Origin of the sequence: Humibacillus sp. DSM 29435 (assembly GCF_001758225.1) — a bacterium.
Taxonomy (GTDB): Bacteria; Actinomycetota; Actinomycetes; order Actinomycetales; family Dermatophilaceae; genus DSM-29435.
Map to the genome: position 1 here is coordinate 68536 of NZ_MAST01000034.1, position 22797 is coordinate 91332.

Sequence of the window (22797 nt, forward strand, 5' to 3'; positions counted from 1 at the left end):
GTCACCTTCGTACACACCCACCAGTACGAAAGTGGCCACTCGACTGGGGTCAGGCGTCGAAGACGGCTGGCAACGTGAAGCGATGCGCGGTCTGCAGCTCGGCGACCGATACCGCGAAGTGGGGGGCGATCGTGAGGGCGCGACCACCCGTCGCGCCGATGCGCACACACGGCACCTCGCCCACCAGGGCCTGGAACGCGGCCGCCTGGCCGGCCGGAACGGAGACCAGCACGCGAGCCACTGACTCGGAGAAGAGCGCTGCGAAGGCGTCGAGCCCCTCGCCCACCTGATCGAGCCCGTCGACGGTCACTCCGACGCCGTGGCGCATCACCGCTTCGGCCAGGGCAATGGCCAGGCCGCCGTCGGAGAGGTCGTGAGCCGACTCGAGCACGCCCGCGTTCGCTGCCGCGACCAGCACGGCGCCGAGCGCCTGCTCGGCGGCGAGATCGACCTTCGGCGGCTGCCCGCCCAGGTGTTTATGGATGACGTGCGCCCACTCCGAGCCGCCGAGCTCGTCGCGGGTCGTCCCGAGCAGGAAGACGTGCGAGCCCTCCGTACGAAAGCCCGAGCCGGTGCGACGTGACACGTCGGCCATCACGCCGAGCACCCCGATGACCGGAGTCGGGTGGATCGCGGCGGCGCCGGTCTGGTTGTAGAAGCTGACGTTGCCGCCGGTGACAGGAATACCGAGCACCTTGCAGCCCTCGGCGATTCCGCGGATCGCCTCGCGGAACTGCCACATCACGCCGGGGTCCTCTGGCGACCCGAAGTTGAGGCAGTCGGTGACCGCGAGGGGGGCGGCGCCAGACGTCGCGACGTTGCGGTAGGCCTCGGAGAGGGCCAGCTGCGCGCCGGCGTAGGGGTCGAGCTTGGCGAAGCGGCTGTTGCAGTCGGTCGCGATGGCGACGCCCAGCCCGGTCTCCTCGTCGACCCGGACCACCCCGGCATCGTCGGGCTGCGACAGCGCGGTGTTGCCCATCACGTAGCGGTCGTACTGGTCGGTGACCCACGAGCGGTCGCACAGGTTCGGCGAGCCGAGCATCGTCAGCAGCTGCGCCCGGATCTCGTCGCCCGAGGCCGGCCGAGCCAGGGTGTCGGGGGCATCGGCCGCCAGCGCGTCGAGATAGCCAGGGCGCTCGAGCGGGCGGTGGTAGGTGGGGCCGTCGTGAGCGACCGAGCGAGGGGGCACGTCGACGATGACGTCTCCGTGCCAGGTGATGACGAGGTTGTCTCCTTCGGTGACCTCGCCGACGACGGTCGCCTCGACGTCCCACCGGTCGGTGATCGCCATGAACTCGTCGAGCTTGGCCGGCTCGACAACCGCCATCATCCGTTCCTGCGACTCAGACATCAGGATCTCGTGCGGCTGCAGGCTCGCGTCACGCAGCGGCACGAGGTCGAGCTCGACCTTCATGCCGCCATCGCCGTTGGAGGCGAGCTCGCTGGTGGCACAGGAGAGCCCGGCACCGCCGAGGTCCTGGATGCCGTCGACGACGTGAGCGGCATACAGGTCGAGGCAGCACTCGATGAGCACCTTCTCGGCGAACGGGTCGCCCACCTGCACCGCTGGTCGTTTGGTCGGCCCGCCGGCACTGAACGTCTCGGACGCGAGCACGGAGACGCCGCCGATACCGTCGCCACCCGTCTTCGCACCGAAGAGGATCACCTTGTTGCCGGCCCCCGACGCCTTGGCGAGGTGGATGTCCTCGATGCGCATCGCACCGACGCACAGGGCGTTGACGAGCGGATTGCCTTGGTAGCAGTTGTCGAACACGACCTCACCGCCGATGTTGGGCAGGCCGAGGCAGTTACCGTAGCCGCCGACGCCGGCGACCACGCCGGGCAGCACACGCTGGGTGTCGGGGTGGTAGAGGTTGCCGAACCGCAGGGAGTCCATGACCGCGATGGGTCGAGCCCCCATCGACATGATGTCGCGCACGATGCCGCCCACGCCGGTGGCGGCGCCCTGGTAGGGCTCGACGTAGCTGGGGTGGTTGTGCGACTCGACCTTGAAGGTGACGGCCCAACCGTCACCGATGTCAACGACGCCGGCGTTCTCGCCGATGCCGACCAACAGCTTCTCGCGCATCTCGTCGGTGGTGTTCTCGGCCCACAGCGCGAAGTGCACCTTGCTCGACTTGTACGAGCAGTGCTCGCTCCACATCACGGAGTACATGGCAAGCTCGGCGATGGTCGGCCGACGCCCGATGATCTCGCGGATGGTCGCGTACTCGTCGCTCTTCAGGCCGAGCTCGGCCCACGGCTGGTCGACGTCGGGGGTGGCGACGGCGTTTTCGACGGTGTCGAGGCCGGCCGGCACTTCGGCCCCGGCTTCACTGACAACCCCCTCGATCGCGTCGCTCTGAGTGTGCGTCTGGGTGTCGCTCATGCGTTCGCTGCGCTCTCGAGGGTCGTCGTGAGGATCGAGGTGAAGAAGCCCCGCCCGTCGAGGCTCGGGCCGTAGCCCGTCTCGACCGCGTGCTCGGGGTGCGGCATCAGGCCGACGACGTTGCCTCGCTCGTTGGTGATGCCGGCGATGTTGCGGTACGACCCGTTGGGCCCGCGCCCATCGGCGTCGGTGACGTAACGGAAGGCCACTCGGCCCTCGCCCTCCAGACGGTCAAGGGTGTTCTCGTCGGCCACGAAAGCACCCTCGCCGTTCTTGAGCACGATGGTGATCTGCTGCCCGGGGGCGAAGTCGGAGGTCCAGGCCGTGGCGGCGTTCTCGACGACGAGACGCTGGTCGACACAGTTGAACTTGCGGTGGTCGTTGCGCACCAGGGCTCCCGGCAGCAGCTGGCTCTCGGCGAGCACCTGGAACCCGTTGCAGATACCGAGCACCGGCAGCCCGCCCCGGGCCGCGGGAACAAGCACGTCCATGACTGGGGCGAAGCGGGCAATCGCTCCGGCCCGCAGGTAGTCGCCGTACGAGAAGCCCCCGGGGAGGATGACGGCATCGACGCCGTGCAGGTCGGCATCGCCGTGCCACAACGAGACCGCCTCGCCGCCGCACTGACGAACCGCGCGCAGGGCGTCTCGGTCATCGAGCGAGCCGGGGAAGGTGACAACCCCGACCTTCACTGCGCGTCGCCCTGGCCGTCTGCGCGCTCGGTGCCTTCGGTGTCGTGGGCGGCATCCAGGGTGTGCACCGATACGACGTCCTCGATGACCGGGTTGCTGAGCAGGGTCTCGGCCGCCTCACGGGCGGCGGACAGGTGTGCGTCGGTGACCTCGCCATCAACTGTCAGCACGAAGCGTTTGCCTTGCCGAACGTCGGTGAACCCGTGCAGGCCGAGCCTGGGCAGTGCCCCTCCGACGGCCTGGCCCTGCGGGTCGAGGATCTCTGGCTTGAGCATGACGTCGACGACGATGCTTCCCATCAGTGCTGTGCTCCTGGCTGCCGCGTGGTGCTCGTTTATCGGTCAGATGCCCTGGCCTATGCCCTGGTCAAGACGGTCGCAGTCTATCCGGCCTCATCAGCCTGCTGGTCAACTTCGCCCGGATGCCGGTGGGCTCAGAACGGCTCTACCGACCGTTCGAGCCGTGCAGGAGCTCTTCGATGGAGAGCACGAACACCAGGGGTCACCGCCCGAGCCGGTTGAGGGCTTCGCGATACCGCCGGCCACGATGCCGACGCGTCGGGATCGATTCCACCGTCGCTGCGTAAGGTGGTGGCACAAGAACGTACCGCCACCAGGAGGTGCCAGATGTCCTTCGAGATCGCGTCGTTGTCTGCCTTGGAGATCCTTGACTCGAGGTCGAGGCCGACGCTGTCGGTCACGGTCGAGCTGGCGGGCGGCCCTAAGGTGAGCGCGGGAGTCCCGTCTGGGGCCTCGACCGGCACCCGGGAGGCGGTCGAGCTGCGAGACGGCGACCCGGCCCGGTTCAGTGGCGCCGGGGTGTCCAAAGCCGTGGGCAACGTCAACGGTGAGATCGCCCAGCACCTGCTCGGTCGGTCCTTGGACTCACTCGTCGAGGCCGACGAAGCGATGCAGGCGCTCGACGGCACCCCGAACAAGGCGCGCCTCGGCGCGAACGCGATCGTCGGCGTCTCGATGGCCCTGGCCCGCGCGCTCGCCGCGGCCGACGGCCAACCGTTGCACGCCTGGCTCCCGGGGTTCGGGCAGCCGGCCCGGTTGCCGGTGCCGTGTTTCAACGTCCTCAACGGCGGCGTCCACGCCCCGAACCCGCTGGACTTCCAGGAGTTCATGGTCTGCCCGCTCGGGGCACCCTCGATGGCCGAGGCGGTGCGCTCGGGCGCCGAGGTCTACGCCGCGCTGCGGAAACGGCTCGTCGCCGGCGGCCACGCCACCGGCCTGGGCGACGAAGGTGGCTTCGCCCCCGACCTCACCGAGCCCGAGGACGTGCTGGCCATGATCGTGGCCGCCATCGAAGACGCCGGGTACACGCCCGGCACCACCGGCGTGGCCATCGCCCTGGACCCGGCCGCGTCGGAGTTCCGCCAGCACGACGGCACCTACCGGGTGGCCGGCCAGTCTTTGTCCAGCACCGACCTGGTCGAGCGGTACGCCGCCATGGTGGCCGCCTACCCGATCTGGAGCATCGAGGACGGTCTCGGCGAGAGCGACCACTCCGGCTGGCAGCAGCTGACCGCTCGCCTCGGCGACCAGATCCAGCTCGTGGGCGACGACAACTTCTGCACCAACCCGGCGATCATCGCCGAGGCCATCTCCGACGGGATAGCCAACGCCGCCCTGATCAAGCTCAACCAGATCGGCACCGTCAGCGAAACCCTGGAGGCGATGGCCGTCTGCCATCGCGCCGGGTACGCCCAGATGGTCTCCCACCGGTCGGGCGAGACTCCCGACACCTTCATTGCCGACCTTGCGGTCGCCACCGGATGCGGGCAGATCAAGACCGGGGCCCCGGCGCGCGGCGAGCGGGTCGCCAAGTACAACCGGCTCATCGAGATCGCAGTGGCCCGGCCCGACCTCCCCTTCGGCCGACCCTGACCGACGTCGTGCCCGGGCAGTGCTGCATGGGGGCGACGTGTGACCACCATCGCGGATTCGGCGGACCGGTGAGATGAGACCCGCTGTCGTGTTGGTGTCCGGCGCACCAGGGTCCGGAAAGACCACCCTGGCAGGGCCGCTCAGCCGACAGCTCGGCCTGCCGCTGATCGCCAAGGACGTCATCAAGGAGCGTCTGACCGCGGCCCTCCCCCAACCCTCGCCGGGTGGTCCTGACCCGCTCACCTGGTCACGAACTGTCGGAAGGGCCGCCATGGAGGTCATGTGGGCGCTCGCCGGCCAGCCCGTGCCGGTGATGCTCGAGGCCAACTTCCGCCCGCGCAGCAACATCGAGCGTGAGCAGCTGCTCGCATTGGACCGGCCCATCATCGAGGTCTACTGCCAGTGCCCGCCCGGTCTGGCCGCCGAGCGGTACGCCCTGCGGGCGACGACCGGCAGGCGCGACTCACGGACGCACGTGGTCACCGCGCTCACTGGCGAGATACTCGCCGAGTTCGACACGCCGATGGGCGTGGGTGAGCTCGTGACCGTCGACACCTCCGGCCCCGTCGACGTCGGCCGGGTGGCCAGCCAGGTGCGCGCCCTGCTGGCCCCTGTCGCCGGCTGACCCGTTACGACAGCGGCCTGCCGCGCGTACGAAAGTGGCCACTCGACTGGGTGGCCCGGTCGAGTGGCCAGTTGCGTACGCGATGTTGGTGGGTACGGGGCCCATCGCCGTGGGGCAAACGGGTCAGAAGGTCTCACCGGTGAACAGCTCGAAGACCTCGACATACTTCGCCCGGGTCTCGGCCACGACCTGCTCCGGCAACGGCGGTGGCGCCTCCCCGCTCGAGCGCGACCAGCCCGACTCAGGCGAGGTCAACCAGTTGCGCACGAACTGCTTGTCGTACGAGGGCTGCACGCGACCCGGCCGCCAGGCCGCAGCCGGCCAGAAGCGTGACGAGTCGGGCGTCAACACCTCGTCGGCGAGCACCAGCCCACCACGGGCGTCGCGGTCGCCCGGGCCCAGGCCGAACTCCACCTTGGTGTCGGCGATGAGGATGCCGCGCTCGGCCGCGAGCTCGTTGCCGCGCGCGAGAATGGCGCAGGTGAGCTCGGACACCTCGGCGGCGAGGTCAGCACCGATCTCGGCGTCGACCTGCTCAGGCGTCATCGGCTGGTCGTGCTCGCCGAGGGGGGCCTTCGTCGACGGCGTGAAGATCGGCTCCGCCAGGCGAGACCCGTCGGTCAGACCCTCGGGCAGGGGGATGCCGCTCACGGTGCCCTTCTCGACGTACTCCTCGAGACCTCCCCCGGTCAGGTAGGCCCGGGCAACCGCCTCGACCTTGAGCATCTCGAGACGCCGCACCAGCACCGCCCGCCCCGACACGGCATCCGGCACGTCGGTCGACACGACGTGGTTGGGCACCAGGTCGGCAAGCTGGTCGAACCACCACAGCGACAGCCGCGTGAGCACGACGCCCTTGTCGGGGATGGGGGTGTCGAGCACCCAGTCGTAGGCCGAGATGCGGTCGGAGGCCACGAGCAGGAGGCGATCGTCGACGGGTCGACCCGTGGGGCCGAGGGGCGCGTACAGGTCGCGCACCTTGCCCGAGTAGAGGTGCTCGTAGCCCGGCAGCTGTGCGGCGGTCATGACAGTCCTTCCACGACGATCTCGCCCCGCTCGGCGCGGCTGGCGATGTCACTGCGATGGTGCGAGCCCGGCAGGTCGATCAGCGCGACCGCCCGATAGGCCGTCTTCCGCGCCTTGGCGAGCGTGCTGCCGACGGCGACCACGTCGAGCACGCGCCCGCCCGACGAGACGAGTGAGCCGCCGTCGTCACGCCTCGTGCCGGCGTGCAGCACGACGACGTTCGGCACCTCAGCCGCCGCGTCGAGCCCGGTGACGGGGTCGCCCGTTCGGGGTGCGTCGGGATAGCCCTGCGAGGCGACGACCACCACGACGGCTCGGTCTGCAGACCAGCGCAGCGGCCCGAAGGCCGCCAAGCCGGCCGTCGCGGTGGCCAGCAGCAGCTGGCCGAACGGCGACTCGAGCCGCGCGAGACAGGCCTGCCCGTCGGGGTCACCGAACCGCACGTTGAACTCGATGACCCTCGGGCCGCGTCGCGTCAGAGCGAGCCCGACGTAGAGCACCCCCACGAAGGGGATGCCGCGTCGGCGCATCTCATCGACCGTCGGCTGGGCGATGCGGGCCACCACCTCGTCGGCGAGGCCGGCGGGGGCCCACTCGAGAGGTGAGTAGGCACCCATGCCGCCGGTGTTGGGTCCGCGGTCGTCATCGCCGACCCGTTTGAAGTCCTGAGCCGGCGAGAGTGCGACCACGGTCTCGCCGTCGGAGAGGCAGAAGACCGACACCTCCGGCCCGTCGAGAAACTCCTCGACCACCAGCCGCCCTCCCGGCTTGGCCAGACAACGGTCGGCGTGGGCGAGCGCCTCGTCGCGGGAGTCGGTGACCACGACCCCCTTGCCGGCGGCGAGGCCGTCGTCCTTGACGACGTGGGGGGCGCCCAGCGCGTCGAGCGCTGCTTCGACCTCATCGAGGCTCGTGCAGACGTGAGCGAGGGCGGTCGGCACGTCGGCCGAGGCCATGACCTCCTTGGCGAACGACTTGCTGCCCTCGAGCTGCGCCGCAGCAGCCGATGGGCCGAGCACGGCCACCCCCGCCGCGCGGCAGGCGTCGGCGACCCCGGCGACGAGCGGCGCCTCAGGGCCGACGACCACGAGGTCGACCTGGTGGTGGCGGGCCAGGAGCACCACGGCCTCACCGTCGAGAATGTCGATCGGCACACAGAGCGCCGTCGCGTCGATGCCGGGGTTGCCGGGAGCCGCGACCACGGCGTCGACCTCGGGGTCGGCTGCCAAGGCCATCACGATCGCGTGCTCACGCGCGCCGGAACCGAGGACGAGAACCTTCACGGCGCCCACCCTATGGGCTGACCGGGCCAGCCGGGCCGCCCAAACCAGCCTTCTGCAGTTCAGCAGCGTCGGTGGCGCTCAGCGGTCGGGCCAGGGGTGACCGGCGCTGCAGCGCTGCGGCGCCGGTGAGCCCACCGAGCGTCACTGACCCCGGTCGGCGTCGCCGGCATCCGACAGCCGGGCCAGCAGGCGGGAGCGCACCATCGGCCACTCGTCGACCAGGATCGAGTGCACGGCCGAGTCACGCCACGACCCGTCGGCGCGACGGCTGTCGCGGCGGGTCACGCCCTCGAGGCTGGCCCCCAGCTTGAGGATGGCCGCCCGCGACCGGGCGTTGACCACGTCGGTCTGGATCTTGACGCGCCCGAACCCGCACGACCCGAAGGCGTGGGCGAGCAGCAGCAGCTTCGTCTCCGGGTTGACCGCGGTGCCCCACCAGCGTGAGCCGTACATCGTCCAGCCGAGATGCACGTGCTGACGAACCACATCGACGTCACCGAGCGAGGTCGACCCGACGACGGTGCCGGCCGCCCCGAGCGCGGAGTCGGCGACCAGACGAACCGTGTAGGCCGTGCGGCCGGAACTCGCGGCCGCGACAGAGCTCGCCACGAACGCTTCGGTGTCGGCTATCGACCGGTGCGGCTCCGACATCCGGTACCCCTCCGCGTAGCAGCGCGGGTCGGCGTAGACGGCAAGCAGCCCAGCGGCATCCGAATGGCTCATCCGGTCGAGGCGAACGGTGCGTCCGATGAGTGGCGCTCCAGTCGGCGGGACGCAGTCAGGAACAGGCATGAAGTGAGACTAGACTCGATGGTTCCCGCGCCACCCCTCGATCGTTTTGGATGTCAGTGAGCTCTTCGAACGCCGTGACCCGTCCGCTGGGCTCCGAGATCCCCGCACCGGGTGGCCAGCCTGACGTCGTCGCAGACCAGATCGCCCTCGAGCAGGAGCACGTCGACCGGGTGCACCGTGAGCTCGAGAAGGCCGGCCTGCGGGCCGACGTGGTGCAGGCGGAGGGTCTCGCCCGCGGTCGCATCGTCAAGTCGGGCGAGGTGGGCTACGAGGAGGCGGCTGGGCTCTTCGAGCGAGACGCCTTGATGTTCCATGCCGCCAAGCGGCGCAGCGCGCTCGACACGCAGTACGAGGGGCTCGTGTTCGGTCGCCTCGACATCGACCACAGGATGCCGGCGCACCCGCACGCACCCGGCGCCGCCGAGTCGACGGCCTCGGCCCACGGCCGCGCCAACGACAGCGTCCACGGTGGTCACAGCCCCTCCGAGGCCGGCGCTGCCGAGGCAGACGAGCCCAGCACCGACGCCCGAGAGGTGCGCTACATCGGCCGCCTCGGGGTGCGCGACGACGACTACGAGCCGCTCGTCATCGACTGGCGGGCCCCCGCGGCCGCCCCGTTCTACCAGGCCACCCCCACGCAGCCGATGGGCGTGCTGCGCCGACGCGTGCTGCGTAGCAAGGGCGCCGTCGTGATCGGTGTCGAGGACGACCTGATGGTGCCCGAGGCCCCCGACGACCTCGTGATCGTCGGCGACGGCGCCCTCATGGCGGCCCTCACCCGCAGCCGCGGGGCCCGCATGCGCGACATCGTCGCCACCATCCAGGCGCATCAGGACCAGGCGATCCGGGCCAGCGCCCGCGGCATCACCGAGATCACCGGCGGCCCCGGCACCGGCAAGACCGTCGTGGCCCTGCACCGGGCCGCCTTCCTGCTGTACTCCGACCGGCGCCGTTTCGAGTCGGGCGGGATCCTCGTGCTCGGCCCGTCGGGGGCCTACACCGCCTACATCGAGCGGGTGCTGCCCTCGCTCGGCGAGGAGAGCGTGACCCTGCGCGCACTCGGCGACGTGGTGGACGCCATGCACGCCGAACGCTTCGACCCACCCGCGGTCGCGCGGCTCAAGGGCTCGACCCGCGTTCGCGACCTGCTCAGCGCGGCCTCACGCGGACGCGTGCCCGACGGCCCGAGCGAGTTCCGGGCCATGGTCACCGGGCGGGCGGTGCGTCTCGACTCCCGGGCGCTCGACCGGGTGCGCGCCCAGGTGCTGCGTCAGCACCAGCGCAACCAGGCCATGCCGGCCGCACGAGCGGCCCTCGGCGAGGCGGCCTGGGCTGCGGTCAGCAGTTTCGGCTCGGCCGGAGACCGCGACGCCAAGGTCGAGTTCATCGACAAGTGGGAGGACCACCGCGACGTCGAGGCCTTCATGCGGGCGTGGTGGCCGCAGGTCGACCCCCGCGAGGTGCTGCTGTGGCTGGCCGACCCCGAGGTGGTGCACCGACACGCCCGAGGGCGGATGTCACCCGAAGACGTGCGAGCCATGGCGGCCTCCTTCGCGGTGGCTCTCGACACCGGAACCTGGTCGGTCGCCGACGTCGCCCTGGTCGACGACCTGGCGGCCCGCGTCGGGCCGGTCCAGGATGCGGAACAGGAGGAGCGTGGCTTCTATGAGATCGAGGAGCTCGACGACCTCACCTCCTACGGTGTCACCGAGGTGCAGCCCGTGTCGGGGCCACAACGGTCCGAGCGTGCTGCGGCTGGGCCGCTCGACCCCCGCGAGCGGCTGCTGGCCGGACGCATCGGCCGACCCGACGACTACGCGCACGTGCTGGTCGACGAGGCCCAGGACCTCTCCCCCATGCAGTGGCGCATGGTAGGGCGCCGAGGCCGCCATGCGTCGTGGACGGTCGTGGGCGATGCCGCCCAAGCCTCCTGGCCCGATGTGGTCGAGGCGGGCGCGGCCCGTGACGAGGCCTTCGGCACCCAGGCACGCCAGGCCTTCCACATGCAGACCAACTATCGCAACGCCCGCGAGATCTTCGACTACGCGGCGTCGGTCGTGCGCCGTGAGGTGCCCGACGCCGACATCCCCGACGCAGTGCGAGAGACCGGGATCGACCCCGTCGAGGGGCCGCTGGGGCCGGATCCGCTGTCGTCGGTTCGCGCGGCCGTCGGCGCTCTGCTGGGCCAGGTCGACGGTTCGATCGCGGTCGTCACCCCCCACCTGTACGCCGGCCGGCTCGCCAGTCTCGACGGTTCGGAGGGCGGCCGGGTGCACGTCGTCGACCCGATGTCGACCAAGGGTCTGGAGTACGACGCGACCGTGGTCATCGACCCCGCAGAGATCACTCGGGAGTCTCCCGGAGGCATTCGCGTGCTTTATGTGGTTTTGACCCGAGCCGCTCACAGAATGACGATACTTTCCTGATTCGCGGCCACCTGACCGGAGTTTCTCCGCCGCTGCCTGACCGACGACGCTGTCTGTGAGGCACTTCGGGGGCTTGAACTGACCTGTGGCTGAACTTTGAGAGCGCCGAAGGTAAAGAGTTGTTCAAGTAATCTGCGAACGGTCGACGCGACAGAGACCTCGGTGGATGATGTATACAACGTCGATGGTGAGCGTATGAACACCCTCCCCGCCGGTCTCTCCCCCCGAGACCACGTCGACGTTCGGCGCAGTCCCGCCCCCCCGCAGTGGACTCGCTCCGGGCGGGGGACGAGGTGCATCCCCCCTACACCTCGCCCCCCGCCCGCCCATCACCGCAGCACGACGGCTCGGCCTCCGGTAGTCGCCCCGGGCGGCCCCCGTCGGCAGCGCGTCGCTCAGCCGCCGAGCAGCGAGCGCACCCGCTCGGCCCCCACGGCCAGCAGCAGAGTCGGCAGCCGTGGCCCGGTGTCGGTACCGATGAGCAGGCGGTAGACGAGCACGAAGAAGGCCCGCTGGGCCGCCGACAGCTCGGGATCACGCACTTTGGCGTCGGGGTCGATCCCCCGCTGGATCTTGGGAACGGCATACGCCAGGTGCGTCAGACCGTCGAGCGACCAGTGCTCGTCGAGCATGTCGACGAGCAGCCGCAGTGCCTCGCGCTGGGCATCGTCGAGCGAGCCGAGCAGAACGGCATCCGGCTCCGTGCGCACGATCGTGCGCTCATCGGCCGGCACGTACCCGAGCACCCACCGTTCGGCGCAGTCGAGGCGCGGCCGCAGGTCATCGGTCGAAGCGACCGGGTTGGCCGGATCGAGCTCGCCGAGGATGCGCACGGTCTGAGCCTCGTCGCCCTGGGTCACGTCGATCACCGACGCGATGGTGCGAAACGGCAGGGGCCTCGGTGTGGTCGGCAGCAGCGCGGATGCCGTTGACGTGGCCCTCAGGTGGGCCGCCCGGTCGGCGGCCTGCGCCGAGCCGTCAGCCACCTTGCGGCTCAGCGCGTCCCACTCGTCGTAGAGCCGCTGCAGCTCGGGGCCGAACGCGATGTCGAAGCTCTGGTTCGGTCGGCGGCGGGCGTAGAGCCACCGCAGCACGGTCGGCTCCATCACCTCGAGCGCATCGGTCGGGATCGGGACCCCACCCTTGCTCGAGCTCATCTTGGCCATGCCCGCGATGCCCACGAAGGCGTACATCGGCCCGACCGGTCGCTCCCAGCCGAAGATCGGGGCGAGGTCCTTGCCGACGACGAAGCTGCTGCCCGGGCTCTGGTGGTCAACGCCCGACGGCTCGAACAGGACGTGTTCGTGCGCCCAGCGCATCGGCCAGTCGACCTTCCACACCAGCTTGCCGTTGGTGAAGGTGTCGAGGTTGACCTGCTCGGTGTGGCCGCACTTCGTGCAGGTGTAGGTGAGGTCGTGGGTGTCGTCGTCGTAGGCCGTGACCGTCGTGTTGTCGGTGCCGCACACCGTGCAGAACGGCTTGAAGGGGTAGTAGCCGCCTCCACCCGCGCCGCTGCCGCCGCTGCCGCTGCTGCCGCCGCTGCCGTCGTCGTCGGTGGCAGCGCCGGAGCCGCGTTCGGCCTCGGTCTGCGCCTGCGCCTGCTCCTCGGTGAGGGCCTTGCCCTGCTTGGCGCTCGCATTGACCCGCCGGCCCTTGCCGGTCGACTTCTGTCGAGCCGCCTCGACGGCTTCCAAGGTGCGGTACTGGTCAAGAACCTTGTCGATGGCGAACCGGTCGCGCATCGCCTGCAGCACCTGCTCGCGGTAGACGCCGGCGCGGTACTGCTCGGTCTGGCTGATCTCGCGCACCTCGATGCCGGTGGCAGCCATCGCCTCGAGCAGCGGGGCCTTGAAGTGCTCGGACCAGCTGGCGTGCGGGGAGCCCGCGGGCGCGGGCACCGAGGTCAGCGGCATCCCGATGTAGGCCTCCCACGACTCGTCGACCCCGTCGATCCCCTTCGGCACCTTGCGGAAGCGGTCGAAGTCGTCCCAGCTGAGCAGGTGCTCGCAGTCGATGCCGCGACGCTTGATCTCGTCGGCGACGAGGTGCGGGGTGATCAGCTCACGGAAGTTGCCCAGGTGGATGGGGCCCGAGGGGCTGATGCCCGAGGCGCAGACAATCGTCTCGTCGAGGCCGCGGTGGCTCGCCTCGGCGAGCACCTCGTCGGCCAGACGCGACACCCAGTCGAGAGGCGCTTCGGGCTGGGCCCGTTCGGTCTGCTCAGGCTGCTCGATCTGCTCAGGCTGCTCAGTCATCGGTCGGTGTTCCGTCCCAGCGGGAACCGCTCGATGATCTCGTCACGGCCGGGGCCGACTCCGATGGCCGAGACTCGGGCACCGATGAGCTCCTCGACACGCAGCACGTACGCCTGTGCGTTGGCGGGCAGCTCGTCGAAGCGGCGGCAGGTGCTGATGTCCTCCCACCAGCCCGGCATGTCCTCGTAGATCGGCTGGGCGTGGTGGAAGTCGCTCTGGCCGAGCGGCATCTCGTCGTGACGGACCCCGTCGACGTCGTAGGCGACACAGATCGGCACGGTATCGAGGCCGGTGAGCACGTCGAGCTTGGTGATGACGAAGTCGGTGACCCCGTTGATGCGGGTGGCGTAGCGGCCGATCACGACATCGAGCCAGCCGCAGCGGCGCGGGCGGCCGGTGGTGGTGCCGAACTCGGCCCCGGTCTTGCGCAGGAACTCGCCGCTGTCGTCGTGCAGCTCGGTCGGGAACGGGCCCTCGCCGACGCGGGTCGTGTACGCCTTGAGGATCGCGATTACCGAGTCGATGCGGGTCGGGGGCACGCCCGAACCGGTGCAGGCACCGGCCGAGACCGCGTTGCTCGAGGTGACGAACGGGTAGGTGCCGTGGTCGACGTCGAGCAGGGTGGCCTGGCCCGCCTCGAACAGCACGGTGTCGCCGCGGTCGAGGGCCCGGCTCAGCTCGAGCGAGGTGTCGCGCATCATCGGCCGCAGCCGCTCGGCGTACTGCAGCAGCTCGCCCACGACCTCGTCGACCTCGATGGCCCGCCGGTTGTAGATCTTGACCAGCACCTGGTTCTTGAAGTCGAGCGTGGCCTCGACCTTCTGGCGCAGGATGCCCTCGTCGTAGAGGTCCTGCACCCGGATGCCGACGCGGTTCATCTTGTCGGCATAGGTCGGGCCGATGCCGCGGCCGGTGGTGCCGATGCGGCGCTTGCCGAGAAACCGCTCGGTCACCTTGTCGAGGGTGCGGTGGTAGTCGGCGATGAGGTGCGCGTTCGAGCTGACGATCAGCTTGCTGGTGTCGACCCCGCGCGCCTCGAGGCCGTCGATCTCCTCGAACAGCACCCCGAGGTCGATGACAACCCCGTTGCCGATGACGGGCACGCAGTTCGGGCTGAGGATGCCGGAGGGCAGCAGGTGCAGCGCGTACTTCTCGCGCTTGCCGTTCTTCTCGATGACGACGGTGTGGCCGGCGTTGTTGCCGCCGTTGAACTTCACGACGTAGTCGACACCGCTGCCGAGCAGGTCGGTCGCCTTGCCCTTGCCCTCGTCGCCCCACTGCGCTCCCACGAGCACGATTGCCGGCATCAGTTCGCCTTCCGGTTGCCTGGTCTGACCATCGGCAAGGTTAACGGTTCCCCGGCCGGGCACCCGACGCTGTCCGCGTGCTCAGCTGCCCTCGGCCGGCCGATCACGCTTGAGATCAGGGCCCCAGGTTCGAGCCCTCGACATTTCAAGGGGACGAACCGCGAACGACAGTCTGACCAACTTTCCGTCGGTGGGTCACCGCGCTCGCCCCAGGGCCTCGTCGATGAGGGTGCCGACCCGGGCCGGGTCGTGCAGATCGGCCCAGGTGAGCCGCACGACCTCCCAGCCCAGGGACCGGATGCGGTCTTCGCGCCGCTTCTCGTCCCACAGGTGCTGCTGCGACGCGTACTTGACCCAACCGTCGAACTCGACGAACACGCGGGTCCCAACGATGCCGAAGTCTGCTCGGAAGCCGCGGCCGACCGGAGTCCAGGGCGCGGTGCCGGGCACGACGAACTGCGGAACGATCTGGTGGCCGAGCAGTCGCAGCACGTACGCCGTGAACGTCTCGCCCGGGGACTCATGACGAGCGTCCATGAGAGTCAGCGCCGCCCGAGCCCGACCGAGACCAGGGCGCTGGCCGATCACCGTGACCGCGAGCTGCAGTTCTTGAGCGGTCACGAGCCGACGCGCGAGCGCGGCGTCGGCCGGAACCAGAAAGGAGCAGGGCGTCGTCAGCCCCGCGAGAGCGATGGCCACTGCCGGGTGGACCGTGCGCTGGTCTGTCGGGGGGAACCGAGCTGCCTCGGGGCGCCACAGGGCTCGGCCGACGACGAGATCAGCCTTGGTGTGCTCCTTCCGCCCGGGCGCCAGCAGCATGAGGTGCGCCACCGACCAGTCAGGTTCTAAGCACGGCAGACCCAGCGTCGACAGCGCCGAGATGCCACTCGCGACGGCCCGACCGTCGTACTGCTCGAGCAACGCCGAGACCCGGAGCCGGTGCCGGTCGGCCACGTCGACCGTCTGACGCACCGAGAACCAGCCGTGATGCAGACGATGGCAGGCCCCGTCGCGCAGGAGCCTACGTAGCTCGGCCTGGTCGACACCGGCATCCCGGGCCCCGACAGTGGGAAGACGTCAGCACGGGCGATCAGGGCAAGGTCCATGAGCCGACTCTTGACCCGGGCCGGCTCGGCCACGGCATTCCGCGCGGCGCCTGTGGACGGTCGGCCCGGCATCCGGCGGGTGTGGAAAAGGGCTCAGGCGCATGACCGTGGTTCGCTACCCCGACATTTCAGGGGAACGAACCACGGTCGGTGGGTCCAGCACCAGCCGGTACGCGTTCAGGGGCTCAGAGGCCGAGCTCGCGGGCCGCCTCGATGCTCGAGTCGCGCAGGAACGCGGCGCAGCGCGCTTCCTCGTCGCTCTCGCCGATGGCGCGGGCCGCCCGGGCCAGCGCCGCCAGCGAGCGTAGAAAACCACGGTTGGGCTCGTGCGACCACGGCACCGGCCCCTGACCCCGCCAGCCCGCCTTGCGCAGCGAGTCGAGGGAGCGGTGGTAGCCGGTGCGGGCGTAGGCGTAGGCCTCGACGTCACGGCCACCATCAGCGAGCGCGTCCTCGGCCAGCACCGCCCACGCGAGCGAGCTCGACGGGAAGGCCGCTGCGACCTGCGCGGGGTCGATACCGGCATCCAGCTTCTCGGCGGCCGGGTCAGCAGGAAGCCGCGTCTCGGGAATGCCCAGCAGGTTGTCGGTCACTGGTGGGTGCCCGACGAACGCAAGGCGGTGCAGGCCTCGACCACGCGCTGGGCCATGGCCTCCTCGGCGGCCTTGCCCCACGCGCGGGGGTCGTACAGCTTCTTGTTGCCGACCTCGCCGTCGACCTTGAGCACGCCCTCGTAGTTCGAGATCATCCAACCGGCCACCGAACGGGTGAAGGCGTACTGGGTGTCGGTGTCGACGTTCATCTTGATGACGCCGTTGTCGACCGCCTCGGAGATCTCCTCGGGCAGCGAGCCTGAGCCGCCGTGGAAGACGAGGTCGAAAGGCCGCGCGTCGTCAGACAGACCGAGCTGCTTGGCCGCGGCCTGCTGGGCCTTGAGCAGGATCTCGGGGCGCAGCTTGACGTTGCCCGGCTTATAGACGCCGTGCACGTTGCCGAAGGTCAGGGCGGTGAGGTAGCGGCCGTTCTCGCCGGAGCCGAGGGCCTTGATCGTGGCGATCGCGTCGTCGGGGGTCGAGTAGAGCTGGTCGCCACCACCACCCTCAACACCGTCCTCCTCGCCGCCGACGACGCCCACCTCGATCTCGAGGATGATGTGGGCGGCCTTGGCCTGAGCGAGCAGCTCTTCGGCGATCTGCAGGTTCTCATCGAGCGGCACGGCCGAGCCGTCCCACATGTGCGACTGGAACCAGGGGTTGCCGCCGGCCTTGACCCGTTCGAGCGAGGCGGCCAGCAACGGGCGAACGAAGCCGTCGAGCTTGTTCTTCGGGCAGTGGTCGGTGTGGAGCGCGATGTTGACCGGGTAGTTCTTGGCCACCTGCTCGGCGAAGGCAGCGAAGGCCAGCGAGCCGCTCACCATGTTCTTGATGCTGTGGCCCGAGAAGTAGTCGGCGCCGCCGGTCGAGACCTGGATGATGCCGTCGGAGCCCGCGTCGGCGAAGCCCTTGATGGCCGCGTTGAGGGTCTGGCTCGAGCTGACGTTGATGGCCGGGTACGCGAACGAGTCCTTCTTCGCGCGGTCGAGCATCTCGGCGTAGACCTCGGGTGTGGCGATGGGCATTGCGTCTCTCCTGAACGTCGGACCAGCGGTTCTCGGTTGCCCAGAATCCTGCCACGGATGCCGCAGGGCCGGCATCGAGCGTCCGCGCACCGGAGCCCTCCCCGGCGGCCGTCATCTCCCCTTCCGACGTTGCGCGACGCGTCGAAAAGAATCTGCGGCCGCGATGACAACCCTTTGCGGGCCCCCAGGGTCTTGATCTGCAATGACGGCAAACCGGCCGACAGAGCAGCATCCGGTAGCGAATCCGCTTCCGGCACAGGGGCCCTCATCGCCACTACGTGACCTAGGCCCGTACTCACCAGGGGAGACGATCATGTTCAAGAACCTTCGCCGAATCGCCACCGTCGCCGCGCTCGGCGTCACGCCGGTCATCGTCAGCACGTCTGCCGCTGACGCCGGCGGCGCCTCCGAGAACTACTACGTGAAGCGGGCCGATACCACGTGGGTCGACCGCGGCCCGGTCACCGCACTGTTCGCCGGGAACGTGCACCGAGGCGTGATCTCGACCGCCGACGATGTGTCGACCCCCGGGTTCGACTACCTCGACGGCCGCATCGAGGCCTGGTCGTGCCCCTCCGGCGCGACCGTGCCTCAGCTCTACAGCCACGGCGAGCCGGAGGCCCCAGCGACTGAGTGCCTCTATCGGGGCGCCCGCGAGCTCTCCTTCCGCGGCGCCAAGGTCACCTACGCGAAGAACCTGACGTCGGCCCACATCACGGGAACCGCCACCGCGCAGGACGTCACGGGGGTTCGACCCTCGGTTCGTCTGCCCGTGAACATCACCCTCACGGCCGTGGGTCGGGCCGACACCGATGTGTCGCTCGACCGTTTCGTCGACGAGGACGGCACCAAGGTCACTCACCGTTCCACGATGGTCATGCGCACCGCCACGGTCTCGGGAAGCGTCGGCCCCATCCTCCTCGGCGACGAGCCCAGCGACGTCACCGAGTCCGGCCTCTCATCGCAGCAGGACTTGTTCCGACGCTCCTGAGCCACCTAGGGACTGAACGCGGTGTTCGTTCTCGAACTCACTGTTGCACCGGTGAGTTCGAGAACGAACGCTGCGTTCAGCGACTGGGGTCGAAGACGTAGGGGGTCGTGGTGGCGACCCGATGCAGTCCGAGGCGACGCAGGATCGGTTCGGAGTCGGGCGAGGCGTCGATCCGCACAAAGTCGTTGCCGCGCTCCAGCCCCAGCGCGGCTCGGTGGGCGAGCGTGGCCCGGTAGAGACCGCGACCGCGCCAGGCCTCGAGGGTGGAGCCGCCCCACAGCCCGGTGAAGGGGCTGTCGTCGTACTCCCCCCGCGCGGCGCAGAGCACCGGCCCCTCCCGCGACTGCTCCACCACCACGACATCCATCGTGTCGCGTCGGGTCAGCCACTCGGGCATGAGTGACTCGGTCACCCAGCTCTGCTGCTGACCCCACACCGACTCCTGCAGGGTTCTGATGCGCACGAAGTCGCTGGGATCGTCGGCCGGTCTCACCACGACGCCGTCGGGCAGCGCGACCTGCAGCTCGGCCAGCGGGCCCGCTTCTCCGATGATCAGCGCCTCGTCTTCCTCGGCGACGAAGCCCGCCCTGAGGAGACGCTCGCCCAGGTCGTTCGGCTCGTCGTAGTCGTAGGTCTTCCATTCGACGCGCTGCCCACGGGCCGCGAAGAAGTCGCGCTGGTTCGCGATCACGGCGTCGAAGGATGCCGGGTCGTCGCCGAGCCCGTCGGGGCTCTCGATCATCGCGAAGTGACCGGGCGCTTCGAGGTCGTAGTGGCGCCGGATGCGACCGTCGAGCTCGACCGGACGGTCGCTCGTGCCCGTGACGACCGGAGCACGGGTGCGGTCATGGTAGATCTGAAGCAGCTCGTCGGGGGTCGCCACGAGACGACTCAGACGACGACGAGGTCGTGGGGGCGCAGGTTGAACGACTCCACTCCCCCGGCCGTGACCGCGACGATGTCTTCGATGCGGGCGCCCCAGCGCCCCGGCAGGTAGACACCCGGCTCGATGCTGAAGGTCATCCCCTCCTCGAGGGGCAGGTCGTTGCCCGACACGATGTAGGGCTCTTCGTGCACGTCCAGCCCGATGCCGTGACCGGTGCGGTGGATGAAGTAGTCGGCGAGACCCGCCTGTTCGAGCACCGAGCGCGCGGCGGCGTCGACCGCCTCGCACGTCACGCCGGGCATCACTGCGTCGAACGCGGCCTGCTGCGCCGCCTTCAGCGCGGCGTAGGTCAGCTTGATCTCGGAGCTCGGCTCGCCGATGGCGTAGGTGCGCGTGCTGTCGGAGTTGTACCCCGAGGCAAGGGGCCCACCGATGTCGACGACCACGACGTCTCCAGGTTGGATGACCCGGTCGCTGACGGAGTGATGCGGGCTCGCGCCGTTGGGCCCCGACCCGACGATGACGAACTCCGCCAGCTCGTGGCCCTCCTCGACGATGGCCCGGGCGATGTCGACGGCCAGCTCGGCCTCGGTGCGGCTGGGCCGCAGCATCTCGGTGACGCGTTCGTGAACCCGGTCGATGGCCTGCCCGGCCCGTCGCAGCTGGTCGAGCTCGACGGCATCCTTGCGCATGCGCAGCTCGCGAATGATCGGCCCGGCGAGCACCGGCTCGGTGGCACCGGAGTCGCGCAGCGCCAGCAGGTGCATCGCGGGTGTCATGTCAGAGACCGCCACGCGCTCAAGGGGCAGTCCAGCGAGCGAGAGCCGGTAGGGGTCTTCGCCGTCGACCCAGGTGCGCACCTCGATGCCGATCTCGGCGAACGGCACCTGCTCCAGACCGGCGAACTCGAGCGCCGGCGAGACGAACACGATCGGCGTGTCGGACGCCGAGGGCACCACGAGCGCCGTCAGCCGCTCGAAGGAGGTACCGCCGACCCCGATCAGGTACCGCAGGTCCGAACCGGTGGTGACCACGACGGCGCCGACGTCGGCCGCCTCGGCCGCAGCTCGAAGCCGGCCCAGCCGTGAGCTGATCGTGGTGACGTCGAGGCCTGGCACGTTGACTCCCATGGGCGTCAGCGTAGGGGTCAGCGTGAGAGTCAGCGTAGGCGCCAGCACCGACCCAGCCGTCGAGCGCTCGGACAGAGGGTCCACCAGCGGGGCTCGCCGGCCCAGCGGCATCTCCCCCGCGCGGTGGAGCCGGATGCTCATCCGCCCGCCTAGGCTCTGGCCATGAGCACCGGATCGCGCCAGCGCTTCGAGCGCGTGCAGTCCTGGTTCGGGGCCGACACCGACTGGGAACGCCGGCCGAGCGACTCCGCGCGCACGCTTCGGGTCGACCTGCTCATCGCCGGCGTCCTGCTCGTGTCGGGGCTGCTGGGGATCGAGGTGCTGCGCAGCCTCGACAACCTGGGGAAGCTGCCAGGCCCGGTGTGGCTGCCGCACCTGGCCGTCGTCGTCGGCACGGTCCCGCTCGTCTGGCGGCGCCGCTACCCGATCGCCGTGATGGCGGGGCTGTCTTTGCACTTCCTCGTCGTCGGCCTCACGCTGCCCATCGTCGCGTCGTCGTTCGCGATGCAGGTCGTCTACTTCTTCGCGATCTTCACGGGAGTCGCCTGGGCGCGGAACCGGCAGGCGATGCTGCTCGTCGCCGGCGGCGTCGTCGTCGTCATGTTCGCCTGGCTCACCTGGCAGTACGCGGTCGGCTCGGGCCTCGAGAGCGTGCTGAGCGACAACGGCAAACCTCTTCCCGTGCAGGGGCTCTTCAGCCCCCTCACGGCCTATGTCGTCTACTCCCTGATCATCAACGTCTTCTATTTCGGGGGTGCGGTCGTCGGCGGACAGGCCGCGTGGAGGGCCGCCCTACACCGGGCCCACCTCGCCGAGCAGGCGGCCACCATCGAGGCCCAGACCCTCGACCTTCAGCGCCAGGCCGTCGTCGAGGAGCGCCTGCGCATCGCCCGCGAGCTGCACGACGTCGTGGCCCACCACGTGTCGGTCATCGGCATCCAGGCGGCCGCCGCCCGACGCGTCATGGGTCGCGACGTCGCCACCGCCGAGAAGTCGCTGCGCTCGATCGAGTCGTCGTCACGCGACGCGGTGACCCAGATGCGGGGTCTGCTCGGCACGCTGCGTTCCGGCGACGCCGCCGAGAGGGAGCCGCGGGCGCCCGAACCGACCCTCTCCGACGTGCCGACGCTCGTGGGAGAGACGGAGTCACCCGGGTTGCACGCGCAGATCCGTGTGGTCGAGGACCGCCCGGGCGCCGTGGAGTCGGTGCCCTCCCCCATCGGGCTCTCGCTCTACCGCACTGTGCAGGAGGCCCTGGCCAACGTGCGACGCCACTCCACGGCGAGCAGCGCCACGGTCTTCGTGCGGGTCGACCGCCGCGGTGAGAGCGGGTTTCGGCACGGGTACGCCGAGGTCGAGGTGATCGACACGGGCCGTCCACGAGCAGGTACGTCGGGAACCGGCTTGGGCTTGCTGGGTGTTCGCGAACGCCTCGCGACCCACGGCGGGGTCAGCGAGATCGGGCCCCGCGCCACCGGTGGCTACCGGGTCAGGGTGCGGATGCCGCTGCCGGAGGAGCCGTCGTGAAGCGCGGGCGAGTCTCGAACGCCGGGTTCATGAGCGAACACGTCGGTGTACCACCGCGTTCGACCTCGAACGAGTCGTTCGCGGGGGAAGGGTGAGGCCGATCAGGGTGCTGCTCGCCGACGACCAGCAGCTCGTGCGGTCGGGCTTCTCGCTCATCCTGTCGGTCGAGACCGACCTCGAGGTGGTGGGCGAGGCCGCCAACGGTGCCGAGGCAGTGCAGCTGGCCCGCGACCTGCGACCTGACATCGTGCTGATGGACGTGCAGATGCCGGTCATGGACGGCATCGAGGCGACCACGCACATCGTGCAGGCCGGCCTTTCGAAGGTCATCATCCTCACCACGTTCGAGCGTGACGACTACGTCTTCGCCGGGCTCTCGGCCGGGGCGAGCGGCTTCCTGCTGAAGAACGCCGACGCAGACCACCTCATCGAGGCCGTGCGCACGGTGGCCGGCGGCTACGCCCTGCTCGCGCCCGAGGTCACCCGGCGGGTCATCGCCCAGATGACCGGTGGGGCCCGAGCCACAGCGGTGCCGGACGGCCCGAGCGGCCACCAGCTCACCGGCATCCCGGATGCCGCTGAGGCCGTGGGCGACGACGGCCGCCTCGACTCGCTGACGCCACGCGAGCGGGAGGTGCTCGGGCTGGTCGGCCGCGGGATGTCGAACGCCGAGATCGCCAAGGCGCTGTTTCTCGGCGAGGCCACCGTCAAGACCCACCTGTCGAACGTGTTCAGCAAGCTGCACCTGCGCGACCGGGTGCAGGCGGTGGTGCTCGCCTACGAGTCGGGGCTCATCCTCGCGGGGGAGAACGGATCTCCCCCCGGCGACTGATCCTCACCGCCGCGGCCGTT

Annotated in this window: 19 protein-coding genes; 6 read left to right on the plus strand and 13 right to left on the minus strand. The window is 69.9% G+C overall.

Annotation, left to right across the window (positions count from 1 at the left end; all coding sequences use genetic code 11):
- Positions 1-49: 49 nt before the first annotated feature.
- From purL to purS, 3 genes are read right to left on the minus strand one after another with little or no spacing between them, the layout of a single operon-like run.
- Complete coding sequence (gene purL / locus BA895_RS16590) at positions 50-2389, minus strand: phosphoribosylformylglycinamidine synthase subunit PurL (protein WP_083283460.1); 2340 nt, start codon at positions 2387-2389, stop codon at positions 50-52.
- Positions 2386-3081: a phosphoribosylformylglycinamidine synthase subunit PurQ gene (gene purQ, locus BA895_RS16595; RefSeq protein WP_070192997.1), complete on the minus strand. Its 696-nt coding sequence runs from the start codon at positions 3079-3081 to the stop codon at positions 2386-2388. The genes purL and purQ overlap by 4 nt, the downstream gene beginning before the upstream one ends.
- Entirely contained in the window at positions 3078-3380 is a 303-nt protein-coding gene (purS, locus tag BA895_RS16600; protein WP_070192998.1) for a phosphoribosylformylglycinamidine synthase subunit PurS, read from the minus strand. Before purS ends, purQ begins: the two co-directional genes overlap by 4 nt.
- A gap of 327 nt (positions 3381-3707) precedes the next feature.
- Between purS and eno the strand changes: the two genes are divergently transcribed.
- Positions 3708-4973 carry a phosphopyruvate hydratase gene (gene eno, locus BA895_RS16605; RefSeq protein WP_070192999.1) on the plus strand — a complete coding sequence of 422 codons (1266 nt, stop codon included), beginning with the start codon at positions 3708-3710 and terminating at the stop codon, positions 4971-4973.
- A gap of 73 nt (positions 4974-5046) precedes the next feature.
- The gene (locus tag BA895_RS16610; RefSeq protein ID WP_070193000.1) at positions 5047-5598 is read left to right on the plus strand and encodes an AAA family ATPase; all 552 of its coding nucleotides are present in this window, start codon (positions 5047-5049) and stop codon (positions 5596-5598) included.
- A gap of 123 nt (positions 5599-5721) precedes the next feature.
- Here the strand turns inward: BA895_RS16610 and BA895_RS16615 are convergent, their stop codons facing one another.
- From BA895_RS16615 to BA895_RS16625, 3 genes are all read right to left on the minus strand, one after another.
- On the minus strand, positions 5722-6624 hold the full coding sequence (locus BA895_RS16615; protein ID WP_070193001.1) for a phosphoribosylaminoimidazolesuccinocarboxamide synthase: 903 nt from the start codon (positions 6622-6624) through the stop codon (positions 5722-5724).
- Complete coding sequence (gene purD / locus BA895_RS16620; protein ID WP_070193196.1) at positions 6621-7907, minus strand: phosphoribosylamine--glycine ligase; 1287 nt, start codon at positions 7905-7907, stop codon at positions 6621-6623. Before purD ends, BA895_RS16615 begins: the two co-directional genes overlap by 4 nt.
- Before the next feature lie 141 nt (positions 7908-8048).
- Positions 8049-8699, minus strand: coding sequence for a GNAT family N-acetyltransferase (locus BA895_RS16625; RefSeq protein WP_070193002.1), 651 nt, complete (start codon positions 8697-8699; stop codon positions 8049-8051).
- A 50-nt stretch (positions 8700-8749) separates the two neighbouring features.
- Here BA895_RS16625 and BA895_RS16630 point away from each other — a divergent pair, with 50 nt between their 5' ends.
- Positions 8750-11125, plus strand: a complete 2376-nt coding sequence (locus BA895_RS16630; protein ID WP_083283461.1) for a UvrD-helicase domain-containing protein — start codon at positions 8750-8752, stop codon at positions 11123-11125.
- A 395-nt stretch (positions 11126-11520) separates the two neighbouring features.
- Here BA895_RS16630 and lysS read toward each other — a convergent pair whose 3' ends face one another.
- The 5 genes from lysS to fbaA form a co-directional block, all read right to left on the minus strand.
- On the minus strand, positions 11521-13380 hold the full coding sequence (gene lysS / locus BA895_RS16635; RefSeq protein WP_083283462.1) for a lysine--tRNA ligase: 1860 nt from the start codon (positions 13378-13380) through the stop codon (positions 11521-11523).
- Entirely contained in the window at positions 13377-14687 is a 1311-nt protein-coding gene (locus BA895_RS16640) for an adenylosuccinate synthase (protein ID WP_070193003.1), read from the minus strand. The genes lysS and BA895_RS16640 overlap by 4 nt, the downstream gene beginning before the upstream one ends.
- 195 nt (positions 14688-14882) lie before the next feature.
- A complete protein-coding gene (locus tag BA895_RS16645) occupies positions 14883-15659 on the minus strand; it encodes an endonuclease domain-containing protein (protein ID WP_070193004.1) in 777 nt (258 codons plus the stop codon).
- A 319-nt stretch (positions 15660-15978) separates the two neighbouring features.
- A complete protein-coding gene (locus BA895_RS16650; protein ID WP_070193005.1) occupies positions 15979-16386 on the minus strand; it encodes a DUF3151 domain-containing protein in 408 nt (135 codons plus the stop codon).
- Positions 16383-17411: a class II fructose-bisphosphate aldolase gene (gene fbaA / locus BA895_RS16655; RefSeq protein WP_070193006.1), complete on the minus strand. Its 1029-nt coding sequence runs from the start codon at positions 17409-17411 to the stop codon at positions 16383-16385. Before fbaA ends, BA895_RS16650 begins: the two co-directional genes overlap by 4 nt.
- 313 nt (positions 17412-17724) lie before the next feature.
- On the opposite strand from fbaA, the gene BA895_RS16660 reads away from it, so the two are divergent.
- Positions 17725-18402, plus strand: a complete 678-nt coding sequence (locus BA895_RS16660) for a hypothetical protein (RefSeq protein ID WP_070193007.1) — start codon at positions 17725-17727, stop codon at positions 18400-18402.
- Positions 18403-18478: 76 nt separating this feature from the next.
- Here BA895_RS16660 and BA895_RS16665 read toward each other — a convergent pair whose 3' ends face one another.
- Entirely contained in the window at positions 18479-19285 is an 807-nt protein-coding gene (locus tag BA895_RS16665) for a GNAT family N-acetyltransferase (protein WP_083283463.1), read from the minus strand.
- 8 nt (positions 19286-19293) lie between these two features.
- Complete coding sequence (locus BA895_RS16670) at positions 19294-20418, minus strand: Xaa-Pro peptidase family protein (protein WP_083283501.1); 1125 nt, start codon at positions 20416-20418, stop codon at positions 19294-19296.
- Between the two features lie 162 nt (positions 20419-20580).
- Between BA895_RS16670 and BA895_RS16675 the strand changes: the two genes are divergently transcribed.
- Positions 20581-21945 (plus strand): sensor histidine kinase, encoded by a 1365-nt coding sequence (locus BA895_RS16675; protein ID WP_070193008.1) that lies wholly within the window; start codon positions 20581-20583, stop codon positions 21943-21945.
- A gap of 91 nt (positions 21946-22036) precedes the next feature.
- Positions 22037-22777: a response regulator transcription factor gene (locus tag BA895_RS16680; protein ID WP_070193009.1), complete on the plus strand. Its 741-nt coding sequence runs from the start codon at positions 22037-22039 to the stop codon at positions 22775-22777.
- Positions 22778-22797 lie beyond the last annotated feature (20 nt).

Coding starts and splice junctions, on each gene's coding strand:
- purL (WP_083283460.1), bottom strand. CDS start 2,389: ATGAGCGACACCCAGACGCACACTCAGAGCGACGCGATCGAGGGGGTT.
- purS (WP_070192998.1), bottom strand. CDS start 3,380: ATGGGAAGCATCGTCGTCGACGTCATGCTCAAGCCAGAGATCCTCGAC.
- eno (WP_070192999.1), top strand. CDS start 3,708: ATGTCCTTCGAGATCGCGTCGTTGTCTGCCTTGGAGATCCTTGACTCG.
- BA895_RS16610 (WP_070193000.1), top strand. CDS start 5,047: ATGAGACCCGCTGTCGTGTTGGTGTCCGGCGCACCAGGGTCCGGAAAG.
- BA895_RS16615 (WP_070193001.1), bottom strand. CDS start 6,624: ATGACCGCCGCACAGCTGCCGGGCTACGAGCACCTCTACTCGGGCAAG.
- BA895_RS16625 (WP_070193002.1), bottom strand. CDS start 8,699: ATGCCTGTTCCTGACTGCGTCCCGCCGACTGGAGCGCCACTCATCGGA.
- BA895_RS16630 (WP_083283461.1), top strand. CDS start 8,750: ATGTCAGTGAGCTCTTCGAACGCCGTGACCCGTCCGCTGGGCTCCGAG.
- lysS (WP_083283462.1), bottom strand. CDS start 13,380: ATGACTGAGCAGCCTGAGCAGATCGAGCAGCCTGAGCAGACCGAACGG.
- BA895_RS16640 (WP_070193003.1), bottom strand. CDS start 14,687: ATGCCGGCAATCGTGCTCGTGGGAGCGCAGTGGGGCGACGAGGGCAAG.
- fbaA (WP_070193006.1), bottom strand. CDS start 17,411: ATGCCCATCGCCACACCCGAGGTCTACGCCGAGATGCTCGACCGCGCG.
- BA895_RS16660 (WP_070193007.1), top strand. CDS start 17,725: ATGTTCAAGAACCTTCGCCGAATCGCCACCGTCGCCGCGCTCGGCGTC.
- BA895_RS16670 (WP_083283501.1), bottom strand. CDS start 20,418: ATGGGAGTCAACGTGCCAGGCCTCGACGTCACCACGATCAGCTCACGG.
- BA895_RS16675 (WP_070193008.1), top strand. CDS start 20,581: ATGAGCACCGGATCGCGCCAGCGCTTCGAGCGCGTGCAGTCCTGGTTC.